The organism is Streptomyces sp. NPDC055103, from assembly GCF_053607625.1.
This window is the reverse complement of record NZ_JBSGTX010000116.1, coordinates 1-16,555: the sequence shown is the minus strand read 5'-3', so window position 1 is coordinate 16,555 and position 16,555 is coordinate 1. Positions and strand designations below refer to the sequence as shown.

The 16,555-nt window shown below is 73.3% G+C and carries 20 protein-coding genes; 6 read left to right on the top strand and 14 right to left on the bottom strand.

All coding sequences use genetic code 11. The features are described from left to right. Nucleotides 1-90: 90 nt before the first annotated feature. The 10 genes from ACWFR1_RS38620 to hisD form a co-directional block, all read right to left on the bottom strand. Entirely contained in the window at nucleotides 91-1,320 is a 1,230-nt protein-coding gene (locus ACWFR1_RS38620) for an MFS transporter (protein WP_453560353.1), read from the bottom strand. After that, complete coding sequence (locus ACWFR1_RS38615; protein ID WP_453560351.1) at nucleotides 1,317-1,904, bottom strand: ArsR/SmtB family transcription factor; 588 nt, start codon at nucleotides 1,902-1,904, stop codon at nucleotides 1,317-1,319. Before ACWFR1_RS38615 ends, ACWFR1_RS38620 begins: the two co-directional genes overlap by 4 nt. 110 nt (nucleotides 1,905-2,014) lie before the next feature. Beyond that, complete coding sequence (hisF, locus tag ACWFR1_RS38610) at nucleotides 2,015-2,770, bottom strand: imidazole glycerol phosphate synthase subunit HisF (protein ID WP_453560349.1); 756 nt, start codon at nucleotides 2,768-2,770, stop codon at nucleotides 2,015-2,017. Further along, nucleotides 2,767-3,165, bottom strand: a complete 399-nt coding sequence (locus ACWFR1_RS38605; RefSeq protein WP_453560347.1) for a RidA family protein — start codon at nucleotides 3,163-3,165, stop codon at nucleotides 2,767-2,769. The genes hisF and ACWFR1_RS38605 overlap by 4 nt, the downstream gene beginning before the upstream one ends. Next, entirely contained in the window at nucleotides 3,162-3,887 is a 726-nt protein-coding gene (gene priA, locus ACWFR1_RS38600) for a bifunctional 1-(5-phosphoribosyl)-5-((5-phosphoribosylamino)methylideneamino)imidazole-4-carboxamide isomerase/phosphoribosylanthranilate isomerase PriA (RefSeq protein WP_453560344.1), read from the bottom strand. The genes ACWFR1_RS38605 and priA overlap by 4 nt, the downstream gene beginning before the upstream one ends. Further along, a complete protein-coding gene (gene hisH, locus ACWFR1_RS38595) occupies nucleotides 3,884-4,534 on the bottom strand; it encodes an imidazole glycerol phosphate synthase subunit HisH (protein ID WP_453560342.1) in 651 nt (216 codons plus the stop codon). Before hisH ends, priA begins: the two co-directional genes overlap by 4 nt. Further along, complete coding sequence (locus tag ACWFR1_RS38590; protein ID WP_453560340.1) at nucleotides 4,531-4,695, bottom strand: hypothetical protein; 165 nt, start codon at nucleotides 4,693-4,695, stop codon at nucleotides 4,531-4,533. Before ACWFR1_RS38590 ends, hisH begins: the two co-directional genes overlap by 4 nt. A 2-nt stretch (nucleotides 4,696-4,697) precedes the next feature. After that, the gene (gene hisB / locus ACWFR1_RS38585; RefSeq protein WP_015032911.1) at nucleotides 4,698-5,291 is read right to left on the bottom strand and encodes an imidazoleglycerol-phosphate dehydratase HisB; all 594 of its coding nucleotides are present in this window, start codon (nucleotides 5,289-5,291) and stop codon (nucleotides 4,698-4,700) included. After that, nucleotides 5,288-6,394: a histidinol-phosphate transaminase gene (locus ACWFR1_RS38580; protein ID WP_453560337.1), complete on the bottom strand. Its 1,107-nt coding sequence runs from the start codon at nucleotides 6,392-6,394 to the stop codon at nucleotides 5,288-5,290. Before ACWFR1_RS38580 ends, hisB begins: the two co-directional genes overlap by 4 nt. Continuing rightward, nucleotides 6,391-7,734 carry a histidinol dehydrogenase gene (hisD, locus tag ACWFR1_RS38575; RefSeq protein ID WP_453560335.1) on the bottom strand — a complete coding sequence of 448 codons (1,344 nt, stop codon included), beginning with the start codon at nucleotides 7,732-7,734 and terminating at the stop codon, nucleotides 6,391-6,393. Before hisD ends, ACWFR1_RS38580 begins: the two co-directional genes overlap by 4 nt. A 180-nt stretch (nucleotides 7,735-7,914) precedes the next feature. On the opposite strand from hisD, the gene ACWFR1_RS38570 reads away from it, so the two are divergent. From ACWFR1_RS38570 to ybaK, 4 genes are all read left to right on the top strand, one after another. Beyond that, a complete protein-coding gene (locus tag ACWFR1_RS38570; protein ID WP_453560332.1) occupies nucleotides 7,915-9,528 on the top strand; it encodes an oxidoreductase in 1,614 nt (537 codons plus the stop codon). Between the two features lie 128 nt (nucleotides 9,529-9,656). Then, nucleotides 9,657-10,697, top strand: a complete 1,041-nt coding sequence (locus ACWFR1_RS38565; RefSeq protein WP_453560330.1) for a hypothetical protein — start codon at nucleotides 9,657-9,659, stop codon at nucleotides 10,695-10,697. 10 nt (nucleotides 10,698-10,707) lie between these two features. Then, nucleotides 10,708-11,445, top strand: a complete 738-nt coding sequence (locus ACWFR1_RS38560; protein WP_453560327.1) for an LON peptidase substrate-binding domain-containing protein — start codon at nucleotides 10,708-10,710, stop codon at nucleotides 11,443-11,445. Nucleotides 11,446-11,493: 48 nt separating this feature from the next. Next, the gene (gene ybaK, locus ACWFR1_RS38555; protein ID WP_453560325.1) at nucleotides 11,494-11,988 is read left to right on the top strand and encodes a Cys-tRNA(Pro) deacylase; all 495 of its coding nucleotides are present in this window, start codon (nucleotides 11,494-11,496) and stop codon (nucleotides 11,986-11,988) included. Nucleotides 11,989-12,061: 73 nt separating this feature from the next. Here the strand turns inward: ybaK and ACWFR1_RS38550 are convergent, their stop codons facing one another. From ACWFR1_RS38550 to ACWFR1_RS38535, 4 genes are all read right to left on the bottom strand, one after another. Further along, nucleotides 12,062-12,703 (bottom strand): DUF2567 domain-containing protein, encoded by a 642-nt coding sequence (locus ACWFR1_RS38550; protein ID WP_453560322.1) that lies wholly within the window; start codon nucleotides 12,701-12,703, stop codon nucleotides 12,062-12,064. A 34-nt stretch (nucleotides 12,704-12,737) separates the two neighbouring features. Beyond that, nucleotides 12,738-13,565, bottom strand: a complete 828-nt coding sequence (locus ACWFR1_RS38545) for an ABC transporter permease (RefSeq protein ID WP_453560319.1) — start codon at nucleotides 13,563-13,565, stop codon at nucleotides 12,738-12,740. Between the two features lie 88 nt (nucleotides 13,566-13,653). Further along, entirely contained in the window at nucleotides 13,654-14,625 is a 972-nt protein-coding gene (locus ACWFR1_RS38540) for an ABC transporter ATP-binding protein (protein ID WP_453560358.1), read from the bottom strand. A gap of 20 nt (nucleotides 14,626-14,645) precedes the next feature. Next, a complete protein-coding gene (locus ACWFR1_RS38535) occupies nucleotides 14,646-15,956 on the bottom strand; it encodes an NYN domain-containing protein (RefSeq protein ID WP_453560316.1) in 1,311 nt (436 codons plus the stop codon). Nucleotides 15,957-16,196: 240 nt separating this feature from the next. Here ACWFR1_RS38535 and ACWFR1_RS38530 point away from each other — a divergent pair, with 240 nt between their 5' ends. Together ACWFR1_RS38530 and ACWFR1_RS38525 are read left to right on the top strand one after the other, a co-directional pair. Beyond that, a complete protein-coding gene (locus ACWFR1_RS38530) occupies nucleotides 16,197-16,460 on the top strand; it encodes a hypothetical protein (protein WP_453560361.1) in 264 nt (87 codons plus the stop codon). Beyond that, nucleotides 16,406-16,555, top strand: a 150-nt coding sequence (locus ACWFR1_RS38525; RefSeq protein WP_453560356.1) for an anion permease, incomplete at its 3' end; no start/stop codon positions are given. The genes ACWFR1_RS38530 and ACWFR1_RS38525, both read left to right, overlap by 55 nt.

Genomic DNA, 16,555 nt, shown 5'->3' with positions numbered 1-16,555 from the left:
TCCCGATACTGGTGTATCGGGACGACCCCGACAACGCGGCGAGCGTGCGTGCCAGACGCCGCCCGGCAGACGGGACTTTCGTAACACGCCCTAAGTCTTCGGGAGTTCGGCGCGGCGGAGGGCCGGGACAGCGAGGGTGTAGACGCCGGCCAGGGCGCAGAGCGAGGCGCTGACGACGAAGACCGGGCCGGGTCCCCACGCGCCGATCGCCGCGCCGGTGACGGGGAAGGACAGCGGGGCTATGCCCAGGCTGGCGAGGCCGGCGACGGCGCTCACCCTGCCCAGGTAGGCCGGGTCGCACTCGGTCTGTACGAGGGCGTTGACCAGCGCCCCGGAGAGTCCGGCGAGCAGGCCGACGGAGAGGCCGATCGCGGCCGCGACCGGCAGGTACGCGGTGAAGGCGAGGGCGCCGATCGAGACGGCGCCCGCCGTCATGGTCCAGCCGCTGACGGCCCCTGCGCGCGGTACGTGTCCCCGGACGGTGAGGAGCAGCGAGGCGGCGCCCGCGCCCGTACCGAATCCGGCGAGGATCCAGCCGATGCCGGAGGCGCCCCAGTCGCGCTGTTCGGAGAGGACGGCGAGGCCGACGTTGAGGGGGCCGACGAAGCCCAGGTCGCTGAGGAGGACGACGGCCATCAGCGGGCCGAGGACGCGGTGGCCGCGGAGGTAGCGGAGTCCGTCGGTGAGGTCGCGCAGGGCGGTGCCGTCGCGGGTCCCGTCGTCGGCGGGGAGCGGCCGGAGGCGGAGCGCGTACAGCAGGGGCAGGGAGAGGGCGAAGAGCAGCCCGGCGGCGCCGAAGGCCGCGGCGGGGCCGCCGAGGGCGACGGCGAGCCCGCCGAGAGGGGCGCCGAGGACGGCTCCGAGGCGGTACGAGAGGCCGCGCATCCCCTGGACCCGGGCGAGCTGGTCGTGGGCGGCGATCCGGGGCGGCAGGGCGCCGACGGCCGGCAGGAAGAGGGCGTCGACGACGCCGAAGACGAGGGCGACGGCGGCGAGCACCCACAGGCCGGGCGCGGCGAGGAGCAGGGTCGCGGCGAGGCCGAGGACGACGAGGCAGCGGACGGCGTCGGAACCGATGACGACCCGGCGCGGGCCGAGGCGGTCGGCGACCACTCCCCCGCCGAGCATGAGCAGGGCACGGGGCACGGCGGAGACGGCCATGACGAGTCCGGCCTGGGCAGGGGTGCCGCTGGTGACGGCGGTCCAGGAGAGGGCGAGGTGGTAGACGCTGTCGCCGAGCGTGGAGGCGGTGTAGGCGCCGAGCCAGCGGCGGACCTGGGGGTCGCGGTGGGCGGGGGGCGCCGGGGCGAGCGTGGTCATGAGCGGTAGGGGAAGCCGTGGAGGTGGACGGCGACGTTCTCGCGGCCCTCGGTGTCGCCGGCGGCTTCGGCGACGCGGGCCCGCTGGTCGTGCTTGCGGAGGACGGCTTCGAGCTCCTCGCCGAGGGCGGCGAGTTCGGCGGCGGTGAAGCGGGGCAGCCACTCGGAGCTGATGGAGGCGGTCCGCCACGCGTCGGGCCAGGTGAGCCGCTCGTCGAGGAAGCGGCCGTACATCGCGGCGCGCTGTTCGCTGAGCGTACGGCTGAGGGCGGCGCCGGCGGCGAGCAGCTCGGGGGCGTCCTTGAGGTCCTCCTCCTGGACGCTGAAGCCGTACGAGCTCGGCTGCCACCAGCGCTCGCGGCCGTCCGCCGACTGGGTCTCCGCCTCCTCGATGAGGCCGTGGTCGGCGAGCTTGCGCAGGTGGTAGCTGACGAGCGAGACGGCCTCGTCGACCTGGTCGGCGAGCTGGGACGCGGTGGCGGTGCGGGCCACGAAGAGGGCGCGGTAGAGGCGCATCCGCAGCGGGTGCGAGATGGCCTTGAGGGTGCCGAGGTCGGTGATCCGGCGGTTCTCCTGCGAGGTCATGACAGCGACCCTAGATGCGCAAGAAAACGTGCACAACAAAAATTGCACAAATAATCCTGTGCATCTGGTGAAGAAGAAGGGCCCCCGAAGGGGCCCTTCCTGACGACCGCTCAGCGGACCGGGTGGCCCGCCTCCCGCAGCGCGTCCTTGACCTGGGAGATCCGCAGATCGCCGAAGTGGAAGACTGAGGCGGCGAGCACCGCGTCCGCGCCCGCCGCGACGGCCGGCGCGAAGTCGGAGAGCTTGCCGGCGCCGCCGGAGGCGATCACCGGGACCGTGACGTGCTTGCGCACGGCCGCGATCATCTCGGTGTCGTAGCCGTCCTTCGTACCGTCCGCGTCCATCGAGTTGAGCAGGATCTCGCCCGCGCCCAGCTCGGCGGCCCGGTGCGCCCACTCGACCGCGTCGATGCCGGTGCCCCGGCGTCCGCCGTGCGTGGTGACCTCGAAGGAGCCGGTCTCGGTGCGGCGCGCGTCCACGGAGAGGACGAGGACCTGGCGGCCGAAGCGCTCCGCGATCTCCCGGATCAGCTCGGGGCGCGCGATGGCGGCGGTGTTGACGCCCACCTTGTCGGCCCCGGCCCGCAGCAGCTTGTCGACGTCCTCCGCCGCGCGGACGCCGCCGCCCACGGTGAGCGGGATGAAGACCTGCTCGGCGGTGCGGCGCACCACGTCGTAGGTCGTCTCCCGGTTCCCGGAGGAGGCGGTGATGTCGAGGAAGGTCAGCTCGTCGGCGCCCTCGGCGTCGTACAGCTTGGCCATCTCGACGGGGTCGCCCGCGTCACGGAGGTTCTGGAAGTTGACGCCCTTGACGACCCGGCCGTTGTCCACGTCTAGGCAGGGGATCACGCGTACGGCGAGGCTCATGCGCCCTCACTCCGGAAGGCCTCGACCTCGACCTCGACGACCAGGCTCGGGTCGACGAAACCGGAGACGATGATCATCGACGCGGCCGGACGGACGCCGTCGAAGAGCACCTTGTGGGCGCGGCCGACCTCGTCCACGTCGCGGGCGTGCGTGATGTACATCCGGGTCCGTACGACGTCCTCCACGCCCAGGCCCAGCTGCTTCAGCGCGTCGAAGGCCACGTTGAAGGAGTTGACCGTCTGCTCGTAGGGGCCTCCCCCCGCGATCTGACCGCCGACCACCGACGTGCAGCCGGAGACCAGGACCAGGCCGTTCGGCAGTTCCACCGCGCGCGAGTAGCCGAACTGCTCCTCCCAGGGAGCGCCGGTCACGACCTTGCGGACCTCGGAGGTCACGACTTCACCGCCACGAGCGCCTCTTCCAGGGTGAAGGCCTTGGCGTAGAGCGCCTTGCCGACGATCGCGCCCTCGACGCCCAGCGGGACGAGGGCGGACAGAGCCCGCAGATCGTCCAGGGAGGAGACGCCGCCGGAGGCGACGACGGGCTTGTCGGTGGCCGCGCAGACGTTCTTCAGGAGCTCCAGGTTGGGGCCCTCGAGGGTGCCGTCCTTGGCGATGTCCGTGACGACGTAGCGGGCGCAGCCCTCGGCGTCGAGGCGGGCCAGCGTCTCGTACAGGTCGCCGCCGTCGCGGGTCCAGCCGCGGCCGCGCAGGGTCGTGCCGCGCACGTCGAGACCGACGGCGATCTTGTCGCCGAACTCGGCGATGACCTTGGCGACCCACTCGGGGGTCTCCAGGGCCGCGGTGCCGAGGTTGACGCGGGTGCAGCCGGTGGCGAGCGCCGCCGCGAGCGAGGCGTCGTCGCGGATGCCGCCGGAGAGCTCGACCTTGATGTCCATGGCGTTCGCGACCTCGGCGATCAGCTGCCGGTTGTCACCGGTGCCGAAGGCGGCGTCGAGGTCGACCAGGTGCAGCCACTCGGCGCCCGAGTTCTGCCAGGCGAGGGCCGCCTCGAGCGGGGAGCCGTAGGAGGTCTCGCTGCCGGACTCGCCGTGCACGAGACGCACGGCCTGGCCGTCGCGCACGTCGACGGCGGGGAGGAGTTCGAGAGTGCTCACAGGGTTCCGATCCAGTTGGTGAGGAGCTGGGCTCCGGCGTCGCCGGACTTCTCGGGGTGGAACTGGGTCGCCCACAGGGCGCCGTTCTCGACGGCCGCGACGAACGGCTCGCCGTGGGTGGCCCAGGTGACCTTGGGGGCGCGCATGTTGGGGTTGCCGACTTCCAGGCTCCACTCGCGCACCGCGTAGGAGTGCACGAAGTAGAACCGCGCGTCGGCGTCGAGGCCCGCGAACTGCAGGCCGCCCTCGGGCGCGTCCACCGTGTTCCAGCCCATGTGCGGCACGACGGGGGCGTTCAACGGCTCGACCGTACCGGGCCACTCGTCGAGGCCCTCGCTCTCCACGCCGTGCTCGATGCCGCGGGCGAAGAGGATCTGCATGCCGACGCAGATGCCCATGACGGGGCGGCCGCCGGCGAGGCGTCGGCCGACGATCCAGTCGCCGCGGGCCTCCTTGAGTCCGTCCATGCAGGCGGAGAAGGCGCCGACGCCGGGGACGAGGAGTCCGTCGGCGTTCATCGCCTTCTCGTAGTCGCGGGTGATCTCGACGTCGGCGCCGACGCGGGCGAGCGCGCGCTCGGCGGAGCGGACGTTGCCGAAGCCGTAGTCGAAGACGACGACCTTCTTGGGGCTGCCGGTCACGCTCATGCCCACACGTCCAGCCGCAGCACGCCGGCGGCGAGGCACATCGCGGCGCCGATCACGACGAGCCCGATGAGGCCCTTGGGCATCTGCTGCTTCACGAAGGAGTAGATGCCGCCGAGCAGGAAGAGCCCGACGACGATGAGGATGGTGGAGAGGCCGTTCACGGTTAGAGCGCGCCCTTCGTGGAGGGGAGGATTCCGGCGGCACGCGGGTCGCGCTCCGAGGCGTAGCGCAGGGCGCGGGCGAAGGCCTTGAACTGGCACTCCACGATGTGGTGGGCGTTGCGCCCGTACGGGACGTGGATGTGCAGCGCGATCTGGGCCTGCGCGACGAAGGACTCGAAGATGTGCCGGGTCATCGTCGTGTCGTACGAGCCGATCATCGGCGCCATGTTCTCGGGCTCGGTGTGCACGAGGTACGGACGGCCGGAGAGGTCGACGGTCACCTGGGCGAGCGACTCGTCCAGCGGGACGGTGCAGTTGCCGAAGCGGTAGATGCCGACCTTGTCGCCGAGGGCCTGCTTGAAGGCGGCACCGAGGGCGAGGGCGGTGTCCTCGATGGTGTGGTGCGAGTCGATGTGCAGGTCGCCGTCGGTCTTGACGGTGAGGTCGAACAGACCGTGCCGGCCGAGCTGGTCGAGCATGTGGTCGTAGAAGCCGACCCCGGTCGACACATCGACCTTTCCGGTGCCGTCGAGGTCGATCTCGACGACGACGGAGGTCTCCTTGGTGGTGCGCTCAACGCGGCCTACGCGGCTCATCGCTTCTGCTCCTTCATCAGTTCACGGACCGCGTCGAGGAACGCGTCGTTCTCTTCGGGGGTGCCCGCGGTGACCCGCAGCCATCCCGGTACGCCGTTGTCCCGGACCAGCACGCCCCGGTCGAGGATCCGCTGCCAGGCCGCGTGGGTGTCGGGGAACTTCCCGAACTGCACGAAGTTGGCGTCCGAATCGGTGACCTCGTAGCCGATCGCCCGCAGCTCGGTGACGAGACGGTCGCGCTCGACCTTGAGCTGCTCGACGTACCCGAGGAGGGTGTCGGTGTGCTCCAGGGCGGCGAGCGCGGTGGCCTGGGTGACGGCGGAGAGGTGGTACGGCAGGCGGACCAGCTGCACGGCGTCGACGACGGCCGGGTGCGCGGCGAGGTAGCCGAGGCGCAGTCCGGCGGCGCCGAAGGCCTTGGACATGGTCCGTGACACCACCAGGTGCGGCCGGCCCTCCAGGAGGGGCAGCAGCGAGTCGCGGTGGCTGAACTCCACGTACGCCTCGTCGATGACCACCATGGAGGGCTTGGCCGCCTGGGCCGCCTCGTACAGGGCGACGACGGTCTCGGCCTCGACGGCGGTGCCGGTGGGGTTGTTGGGCGAGGTGATGAAGACGACGTCCGGGCGGTGCTCGGCGATCGCCTTCTCGGCCGCGGCCCGGTCGATCGTGAAGTCGTCGTCGCGCGGGCCGGAGATCCAGCCGGTGCCGGTGCCGCGGGCGATCAGTGCGTGCATCGAGTACGAGGGCTCGAAGCCGATCGCGGTGCGGCCCGGGCCGCCGAAGGTCTGGAGCAGCTGCTGGAGGACCTCGTTCGAGCCGTTGGCCGCCCAGACGTTCTCGACGGCGACCTGGTGCCCGCCGGTGCGGGAGAGGTAGCGGGCGAGCTCGGTGCGCAGCTCGACGGCGTCCCGGTCGGGGTAGCGGTTGAGGCCGCGGGCCGCCTCGGCGACGCGCTCCGCGATCCGGGCGACGAGCGCCTCGGGCAGCGGGTAGGGGTTCTCGTTGGTGTTCAGCTGGACGGGCACGTCGAGCTGCGGCGCGCCGTACGGGGACTTGCCGCGCAGCTCGTCGCGGACGGGGAGATCGTCGATTCCGGTCACTTGGTCTCCGGCACCTTCCATCCGAACCTTGCCTTGATCGCCGCGCCGTGGGCCGGGAGGTCCTCCGCCTCGGCGAGCGTCACCACGTGGTGGGCGACGTCGGCGAGGGCGTCGCGCGTGTAGTCCACGATGTGCACGCCGCGCAGGAACGACTGCACGGAGAGGCCCGAGGAGTGGCAGGCGCAGCCGCCGGTGGGCAGGACGTGGTTGGAGCCGGCGCAGTAGTCGCCGAGCGAGACGGGCGCCCAGGGGCCGACGAAGATCGCGCCGGCGTTGCGGACGCGGTCGGCGACGGCGGCCGCGTCCCGGGTCTGGATCTCCAGGTGCTCGGCGCCGTACGCGTCGACGACCCTGAGGCCGTCGGCGAGGTCGCGGACGAGGACGATCGCGGACTGGCGGCCCGCCAGGGCCGGGACGATCCGGTCGTCGACGTGCTTGGAGGCGGCGACCTGGGTCTTCAGCTCGGCCTCGGTGGCGGCGGCCAGCTCGTCGGAGTCGGTGACGAGGACGGAGGCGGCCATCGGGTCGTGCTCGGCCTGACTGACGAGGTCGGCGGCGACGTGCACGGGGTCGGCGGTGGAGTCCGCGAGGATCGCGATCTCCGTCGGGCCGGCCTCGGCGTCGATGCCGATGCGGCCCTTGAGGAGGCGCTTGGCGGCGGCCACGTAGATGTTGCCGGGGCCGGTCACGAGGTTGACGGGGGCGCAGCCGGGATCGTTCTCGGTGCCCTCGGTGCCGTACGCGAACATGGCGACGGCCTGGGCGCCGCCGGCGGCGTACACCTCGTCGACGCCGAGCAGGGCGCAGGCGGCGAGGATCGTCGGGTGCGGGAGTCCGCCGAACTCCTTCTGCGGGGGCGAGGCGATGGCCACGCCCTCGACACCGGCCTCCTGCGCGGGGACGACGTTCATCACGACGGAGGACGGGTAGACGGAGCGGCCGCCCGGCACGTACAGACCGACGCGCTCGACCGGGATCCACTTCTCGGTGACCGTGCCGCCGGGGACGACCTGGGTGGTGTGCGTGGTGCGGCGCTGCTCGCGGTGGACGAGGCGGGTGCGCCGGATGGACTCCTCCAGGGCGGCCCGGACGTCCGGGTCGAGCTCTTCGAGGGCGCGGCTGATCGCCTCGGCGGGGACGCGGAGGCCCGGGACTCGCACGCCGTCGAATTTCTCGCCATAGTCGATCACCGCCGCCGCGCCACGATGCCGTACGTCCTCGCAGATCGGCCGCACCGTCTCCAGGGCGGCTTCCACGTCGAACTCGGCACGGGGCAGCAGGTCGCGCAGGGCGGCACCCTCGGGGAGGGCCTCGCCGCGCAGATCGATTCGAGAGATCACGGGTCAATTCTCTCAGACGGCTCCACGCCACCGGTCGGCTGTATCACTGGCTGATACACGCGCTGATACGCGTCTTGATCGCGCCACAGTGGCGACTCGGCGCCACTCCTGACCGTTAGCGTTCACCCCGTCACCCAGCGGGAAGAACGGCTGTACGAATGCGGAAAGCGAGGGGGCGGCGTGACCGAGCCGCACGAGGACGGGATGCCCGAGGGGCTGACGGGCCCGGAGAGGGCCGTCTGGCGGGCGTTCCGGATCGGCAGGACCTGCGACCTGACGGAGGGGGTCGCCGAGCGGGACGACCCGTTCGGGTCGTGGGAGTGGGGTCCTGAGCGGAGCGTCCGCGCCGACGTGGTGGCCCTGTTGCTGCTCGACGGGCCGCAGGCCCGGTCGGGCCGGGTGGCCGCGCTGAAGCTGCGCGGGGTGCGGATCACCGGCGTGCTGAATCTGGCGGGCGGGACGATAGGGCCGTACGTGGAGCTGCACGGCTGCCGGTTCGACGGCGAGGTCGTGCTCCCCGAGGCCCAGTTCGGCACCTTACGGATGGTCGCCTGCGCGATACCGCGCCTGGAAGCGGCCCGGCTGCACACGACGGGCGATCTGCATCTGCCACGCTGCCGGGTGGGGCGCGGCATCCGGCTCACGGACGCGCAGATCGGCACGGACCTGCTCATCAACCAGATCCAGGTGTGGCCGGACCGGCGCGGCCGGGCGATCACGGCCGACGGCATGGTGGTGGCCCAGGACCTCCAGGCGGAGCTGATCGAGACGCACGGCGAGCTGAGCCTGCGCGGGGCGAAGGTCGGCGTCTCGCTCAGCCTGCGGGGCAGCGTGCTCCGCGGGGCGCAGCAGCGGCGCGCGCTCAACGCCCCGCAGCTGACGGTGGAGCGCTCGCTCTATCTGAACGCGGCGTGGGTGTACGAGGAGACGGGGGCCTCGGGGAACGCGGGAAACTCCGCGGCCACACCGCCGTACGGCGTGACGCCCGCACAGGGCGCCCGGCGCAAGCCCGTGGAGTGCCACGGCGGCGTCCGGCTCGACGACGGCCGGTTCGGCGACGCGGTGGACCTGAACCACGCCCGGTTCCTGCTGAACGGCGCGCGCCGGGAGGAGGTGTCGCTGCGCCGGATCGCCACCCCGGAGTTGCGGTTCAACGGCGAGCGCCCGGAGGAGGGGCGGGTCGTGCTCAACGGCGCCCGGATCGTCACGCTGATCGACCTGTCCACGAGCTGGCCGGGGCCCGGCGGCCTGGCGATGGGCGGGTTCGTCTACGAGAACCTCGTGCCGTACGGGCACTTCCCGCTGGCCCGGCGCCTGGAGTGGGTGGCGGCGGCCACCCCGGAGTACGCCCCCGAGCCGTACGAGCGACTGGCGGCGGTCCTGCGCAACAGCGGGGAGGACGCGGACGCGCGCGAGGTGCTGCTCGCCAAGCAGCGGCGCCGGCGGGAGACGCTGCCGCTGGCGGGGAAGCTGTGGGGGTTCGTCCAGGACTGGACGGTGGCGTACGGCTACCGGCCCGGCCGGGCCGCGCTGTGGATGGCGGTCCTGTGGGCGGCGGGCACGGTGGCCTTCTCGCGCTACCACCCGATACCGCTCAAGGAGGACGAGGCGCCCGCGTGGAACGGCACGCTCTACGCGCTGGACCTGCTGCTGCCGGTGATCAACCTCGGGCAGGACGGCTACTGGCGCCTGGAGGGGGTCTGGCAGTGGGCGGCGGCGGTGCTGATACTGCTCGGCTGGATCCTGGCGACGACGGTGGCGGCGGGCGCGACACGCCTCCTGAGCCGCGGCTGACGGGGCGGAGCCGGCCCCGGACGCGCGCGGCGGAGGCGGCGATGTGAGGGGGCCGGGTGAGGTGGGGGTGAAAGGGCTGGGCAGATGGGCGTGAAGCAGCACGAGCCGGTGGGAAAATACGTCGCACCATGTCCTTCCTCCACACCCTGCTCGGCGCCGTCCGTTCGGCCCGGCACACCCCTCGGCTCGTCGCCGGGCTCGTGCCGGACGACGACGTGCTGCTCGACGCCCCGGACGAGCGGCTCGCCCCCGCCCTGGTCGCCGCCGCCCTGGCCGACCCGGAGCCCGCGGCGAAGCTGCTCGCCACGACCCGGGACGCCGCCGAGTGGGAGGACCGCGACCGGTACGTCACCCGGCTCGCCACCTTCGCGTACAACAGGGGCGACTGGCTGGCCCACTGGCTCGCCGCCGCGCCCCGCGACCCGGACGCCCTGCTCGTCTCGGCGCAGCTCGCCGTCCGCCGGGCCTGGGAGTCCCCCGCGAGGGCCGAGCGGCTGCGCGAGCTCGGCCCGCTGATCCGGACGATCACCGAGGAGGCGCCGCACGATCCGGTGCCGTGGCGGCTTGCCCTGGACCACGCGCGCGGGGCGCACGCCGGCCACACCGTCTTCGAGACGCTGTGGGAGCAGGCCGTGCGCCGCTCCCCGCACCACTACGGCAGCCACGTCGCGGCGCTCAAGTACCTCTCCGCGCAGTGGTACGGCTCGCACCGGGCCGCCTTCGACTTCGCCGAGCAGGCCGCCGACGACTCCGCGCCGGATTCCCTCGTGCGGGCGCTCCCGGTCCGGGCGGCCTACGACCGGCTCCGGGCGCTTCCCAGGCCGGACCGTTCGGCGGCGGCGGCGCGGCTCGACCGGGCGGCCGACCGGGCCCTCGCGCTGTCGGCCGCCTTCCCGGTGGGCGACCCGTGGCCCGCCGAGGTCCGCAATCTGCTCGCGTACGTGCTGGTGGAGCGGGCGCGGTGGGACGAGGCGCTGGACGAGTTCCGCCGGATCGGCCCCCACGCGACCTCCTTCCCGTGGGGTGCGCGACAGGGCGCCGTGCAGGAGGACCCCCTCCTCCGGTTCCTGGCCGTACGGGACGCCGTACGGGCCGAGTCGGCCGGCCGGACGCCCCTGTGGGGGCCCGGAGACGGACGGGCCGGACGGGGCGGTCCCGGCGGCCATTAGGCTGGCCGCTGTGACCACCGCTCGCCTGCCTCTCTTCCCGCTCAACGCGGTGCTGTTCCCTGGCCTCGTGCTGCCGCTGAACGTCTTCGAGGAGCGCTATCGCGCCATGATGCGGGAGCTCCTCACGATCGACGACACGGAGCCGCGCCGCTTCGCCGTCGTCGCCATCCGCGACGGGCGCGAGGTCGCGCCGACCGCTCCCGGGATGCCCGACCAGACGGCGCTGCCGGAGAAGGGCCCTGGGGCCGGTTTCGGCGCCGATCCGATCCAGGCCTTCCACCGGGTCGGCTGTATCGCCGACGCGGCGAGCATCCGCGAGCGCTCCAACGGCAGCTTCGAGGTCATGGCCACCGGAACGACCCGGGTGAAGCTCCTCTCGGTCGACGCGAGCGGACCGTTCCTGGTCGGCGAGGTCGAGGAGCTCCCGGAGGAGCGGGGCGAGGACGCGGGCACCCTCTCCGAGGGGGTCCTGCGGGCCTTCCGGAACTACCAGAAGCGGCTCGCGGGGGCGCGGGAGCGGTCGCTGACGACGAGCGAGCTGCCGGACGACCCGTCGGTGGTGTCGTATCTGGTCGCGGCGGCGGCGGTGCTCGACACCCCGTCGAAGCAGCGGCTGCTCCAGGCGCCGGACACGGCGACGCGGCTGCGCGAGGAGCTGGCGCTGCTGCGCGCGGAGACGGCGGTGCTGCGGCATCTGCCCTCGCTGCCGGCGATCGACCTGACACAGGGGCCGACGCACCCGAACTGAGCCGGACCCGGTCACGATCCGAGCCGGTCACGATCCGAGGAAGAGCGCGTGGCGAAGAAGCAGAAGAACAGCGGGGGCACCCCGGCGACGGTCGCGCTGACCGCGGCCGGGACCCCGTTCACCGTGCACGCGTACGAGCACGACCCGGCCTCCCCCTCGTACGGCGAGGAGGCGGCGGAGGCGCTCGGCGTCTCCCCCGACCGGGTCTTCAAGACGCTGGTGGCGGACGTCGACGGCGAACTGACCGTCGCGGTGGTCCCGGTCGCGGGGCAGCTGGACCTGAAGGCGCTGGCCTCGGCGGTCGGCGGGAAGCGGGCGGCGATGGCGGATCCTGCGGCGGCGGAGCGCACGACCGGCTACGTCCGGGGCGGCATCTCGCCCCTGGGTCAGCGCAAGCGCCTGCGGACCGTCCTCGACGTCTCGGCCTCGGACCACGCGACGATCTGCGTCTCGGCGGGCCGCCGCGGCCTGGAGGTCGAGCTCGCCCCCGGGGACCTGGCCACCCTCACCTCGGCGGTCGTGGCCCCGATCGGCCGCGGCTGAAGCGTCGCGGCCCCGATCGGCCGCGGCTGACCCGCGGGACGACCGCGACCGCAGGCACGGCTACGACCGGCGCTCAGAGCGACTTCTGCTCGGGCTTCTTCGGCTGCGGCTGCGGCCCCCAGTAGTCCGGTTCCGGGTCACGGGGTCCGAAGAGGGCCGTGAGCGACAGATGGACGATCATCGCGGCGAGCGGCCAGGCCAGCATCGCCGCGGCCGCCATGTTCAGTTCGAGCGGTGCCTCGAAGACGACGCCGGGGCCGACCGCCTTCGCGTGGGCGACCACGTCCCGCGCCGGGCCGAGGTGCGTCCCCACGCCCCAGGCGAGCAGCGACCCCAGGATGCCGCCCAGCGCCAGTCCGAGCACCAGCGGCACCCCGCCCGCGCGGCGCGCCAGGAAGACGACGAGCGCGGCGACCGCCCCGAAGGCCAGGGCGAGGAGCACGAACGTCCCGTCGGCGCCGATCGCCGACTCCCCCTCGGAGTCGCGGAGGTAGACGCCCTTGCCGTCCGAGATCAGCAGGACGCTCGGCGCCAGCCACAGCCACAGCAGTCCGAGCAGCGCACCCGCGACCGCCGAGACGAGGGTCACGACGACACCCCGCAGGACCTCGGCCGCCGTGATCGGGTCCCCGTCCGGGCCGAGCGGCGGCGGGGGCGGCGGAGGCCAGTCGGGGTCGTGCGGCGGCTGGTGATTCGGAGTCAGGGGTGCGGTCACCCCGCCATCGTGCCAGGTGTGTCCGTGGCCCGCCTCAGCGGACGGCTGCCCGCCGGTAGGCCCAGGTGGCGACCGCCAGGGACACCACGCCGACCGCCCCGCAGACGGCGAGGTCGAGTCCGACGGCCGCCCAGTCCGGACGCGGGTCGAAGGTACGGGCCAGCGCCTCCACGCCGTACGTCGACGGCAGCAGGTCCCGCGCCCAGCCGATCGGCTCCGGCAGCCGCTCGGCCGGGAGCACGCCGAGGAGCAGCGCCGCCGACATGCCGAGCTGGCCGAGGAGCGTGGCCAGTTCCTGGCGGGGGGCGAGGAGCCCGAGGGCGGCGCCGAGTCCGGCGAGCGCCGCCCCGGCGAGCGGGACGACGGCGCCGAGGATCCACAGCTGGCCGAGGGGCAGCCCGAAGAGCAGGGAACCGGCGACGGCGGTGAAGGCGGTCCCGGGCACGGTGAAGGAGGCGTACGCGCCGGCCGCGCCGAGCACGACGGCCGCCGGCGGCACGGGCAGGGTGGCGTAGTGGTCGAGTCCGCCGCTCGCCCGCAGCTGCCCGAAGTACTGGGCGAGCAGGTTGAGCGCGACGAAGGCGACGACGAGGACGGTGGAGCCGGCCACGACGGCCCGCGCCTCGGAGCCACCGTCGACGACCCCGCGCATCAGGACCATGATCCCGATCGACTGGAAGGTCGCCACGAAGAGCAGCGGGATACGGGCCACGCGGGCGCGCGAGAGCTGGGCGCGGTAGACGGCGGCCAGGGCGGGCAGCAGCCGGGCGCGCGGGGCGAGGGGCGCGGCGCCGTCCTCGGTGTCGTACGACCGGACGGGGAGCGCGCCGGTCGGCAGGACCTCGGCGGGCACGGTGCTCACTGCGTACAGCTCCTGACGGTCACGTACGGAACGTGGGGACCACGGGATACGAGGGGACTGCGGGGTCCCGGGGAGAGCGGGCGGGGGCTCATGCCTTCACCAGTCCCTCGGTCGCGCCGCCCAGCGCGAGGTACACGTCCTCCAGGCTGGGCGTGGCCAGGGTGAAGTCGTCGAGCGCGCCGAAGGCGGCCCCGCCGGTGACGGTGGCGACGGCGGCGCGGGCCGCGTCGGGGGCGAGCCGGAGGATCCAGCGCCGGCCGGTCTCCTGGGCGAGTCCGCGCAGCGCGGCGACCTCGGGCAGCTGGAGCGGCGCGGCCTCACGCCAGACCAGCTCGACCCGGACCTCGCCCGCGACGCGTTCCTTGAGACCGGCCGGGGTGTCGCAGGCGATGACCCGGCCGCGGTCGAGGACGGCGACGCGGTCGAGGACGGTCTCGGCCTCGATGACGTTGTGGGTGACGAGCAGCACGGTGGTGCCGTGCTCGGCGCGCCGCCGGTCGACGGCGGCCCAGACGGCCCGGCGGGCGACGGGGTCCATGCCGGTCGTGGGTTCGTCGAGGACGAGGACCGGCCGGCTGCCGACGAGGGCGGTGGCGAGGCAGGCAAGCCGCCGCTGACCGCCGGAGAGCTTCTTGAGGGGTCGGCCGGCGAGCGCGGTGAGGCCGAGCTCCTCCAGGACGGCGTCGCGCTCGGCGCGCGCGTCGTGGAGGCCGAGTCCGCGCAGGCGACCGGTGGTCTCGGCGGCGAGGGCGACGGTCAGCTCGTCGAGGGCGGTGGACTCCTGGCCGAGGTAGGCGAGGAGCCGGGACGCCCGCTCGGGATGGCGCACGAGGTCGTGGCCGAGGAGCTCGACGGAGCCGGAGTCCGGGCGCATGAGCCCGGTGAGCTGACGGACGAGGGTCGACTTGCCGGCTCCGTTGGGCCCGAGCAGGCCGAAGATCTCACCGCCGCGCACGTCGAGGCTGATCCCGTCGGTGGCGCGCACCTCGGGTGTCGCGGGCGCGCCGCGCCTGCCGCGCGTGGCGGGGTACGTCTTGACCAGGTCCCGCACCACGCACACCGTACTCACGGGGGAAGAGCCTACGGGGTGGCCGAGCCCACTCCGGGCGCGGGGGCCTGTTCGGCGGCGGCCCGGACGTCGATCTCACGCCAGAAACCGGCCCTGATGGCGTACCGGTCGTGCTCGTCGATCTGGTCGTCCTTGTGGGCGAGCAGGCCGAAGCGGGCCGCGTACCGGAGGAGTTCGCCGTCGATGCGGTGCGGGATCCGGGGGTAGAGGGTGGAGAGCTTCTGGACGTGGCTCTGTTCGGGGAGCCGCTCCATCCACCGCCGGGCGAACACCTGCCCGACCTCGAAGGGGTCGCCGCCGACGGTCGTGATGTCCTCCTCGCGGTCCGCCCAGCGCTGTTCGGCGCTGGTGAGCAGGGCGAGGGTGGGCAGGGAGGCGGTCTCCGCCGGTTCGCCGAGGGAGGAGGTGGCCGGGCGGTCGATCCAGCCCCGGTCGGAGGACCAGCGCAGCGCGCTCGCGCCCTGCGGCACCGGGGCGAGCGGCCCGCCCGTCCCGTTGGCGCCGCGCAGTCCCGCCAGGTCCTTGGGCGTGGGGACGCCCTTGCCCCCGGCCGGGGCCGGGACGCCGTGGGCGTGTCCGTCGGAGATGGCGGGCGCCTCCGCGGAATCCGGTCCCGTCCCGTTCCGCGTCGCGGCCGCCGCGGCCTCGGCGGCCTCTGCGGCCCGTTCGGCGGAGGCCGCGAGGGCGGCCTCGGGCAGCGGCGCCGAGAGGATGGCGGCGATCTCGGGGCGCGGGGCGGGCGGGGGCGCGCACATGCCGGTGAGGTCGCGGGCGCGGACGGCCCGGGTGATCCAGGTCCGGTCGAGGACCCGCCGCTCGTCGGCCTCGGCGACGAGGTCCTCGGACTGGTTGTAGTCGCCGTCGGCGGCCTGGACGGCCCACAGGTGGACGGCGACGCCGTGTTCCTTGGCGGACATGAGGCCGGGCAGCAGGTCGCCGTCGCCGGTGACGAGCACGATGTCGGAGCAGGCCCGGTTGCGGGCGAGCTCGGTCAGCTCGGTGTGCATGGCCGCGTCGACGCCCTTCTGCGCCCAGCGTCCGTCGCTCCTGGTCAGGGCGCCGAGCCGGACGGTGACCCGGGGCATCACGCGCAGTCTGCGGTGCTCGGGCTGGGGCACCCGGTCGGGTGCGCCGTCGAACCAGTAGATCCGCAGGAGGGGCAGCGCGGTCTCGGCCTCGGCGCGCTCACGCAGCTGCTGGATGAGCGCGGCGTGATCGACGGCGATCCTGGAGCGGGCCGGTTCCCCGGCGAGGAGACTGGCGGCGGCGCCCAGCAGGTAGCCGGCGTCCACCAGGACGACGCAGCGGTCCACGTGTTCCACCCTCTTTCGGGAACCTCGGGGTCGGACTCGGGGTCGGAAGGTGCTCCGTATCTTCCTCGTTCGCTTCGAGTCTGCCCGACGGCCGGGAGCTTGACGGTCGGAACTGGATCATCGGCGTGGCGGATATCACGTCCGCCCCGCCCTTACGTTCCGTAATGATCCAAAATGCGGCCCCTTCGCTCGTGTGTGAATCTGACAGCGGCCCTGGCCCCTAGGTCCCTTTGAGGAGGCATCATCCCCATGGCCAAGAACCGCAAGCAGGACCGTATGCAGCAGAAGGCGTCGGCAGCAGAACGCGGCACCCAGCAGGCGCAGCAGTCCGCGATGGAGTCGCAGGCCGAGCAGCGCGCCACCCAGGTGACCCCGGGTGACATGGCCCGCAAGGGCCGGCAGAAGCGCTTCGGTCACCTCACTATTTCTTTGCAAGTGCGACAGCCCACATCAGTGCGATGTATTCAGCATTTTTGGCTGTCGTCGTGGCAGCGGGCGCACCGCCGCTTTTAGCAGCGCTGAGCCTCGCGTTCATCAGTAACCTGTTCGGGTCAACGACTCACTACGGTTCTGGAGCGGCTCCGGTCTTCTTCGGAGCAGGCTACATC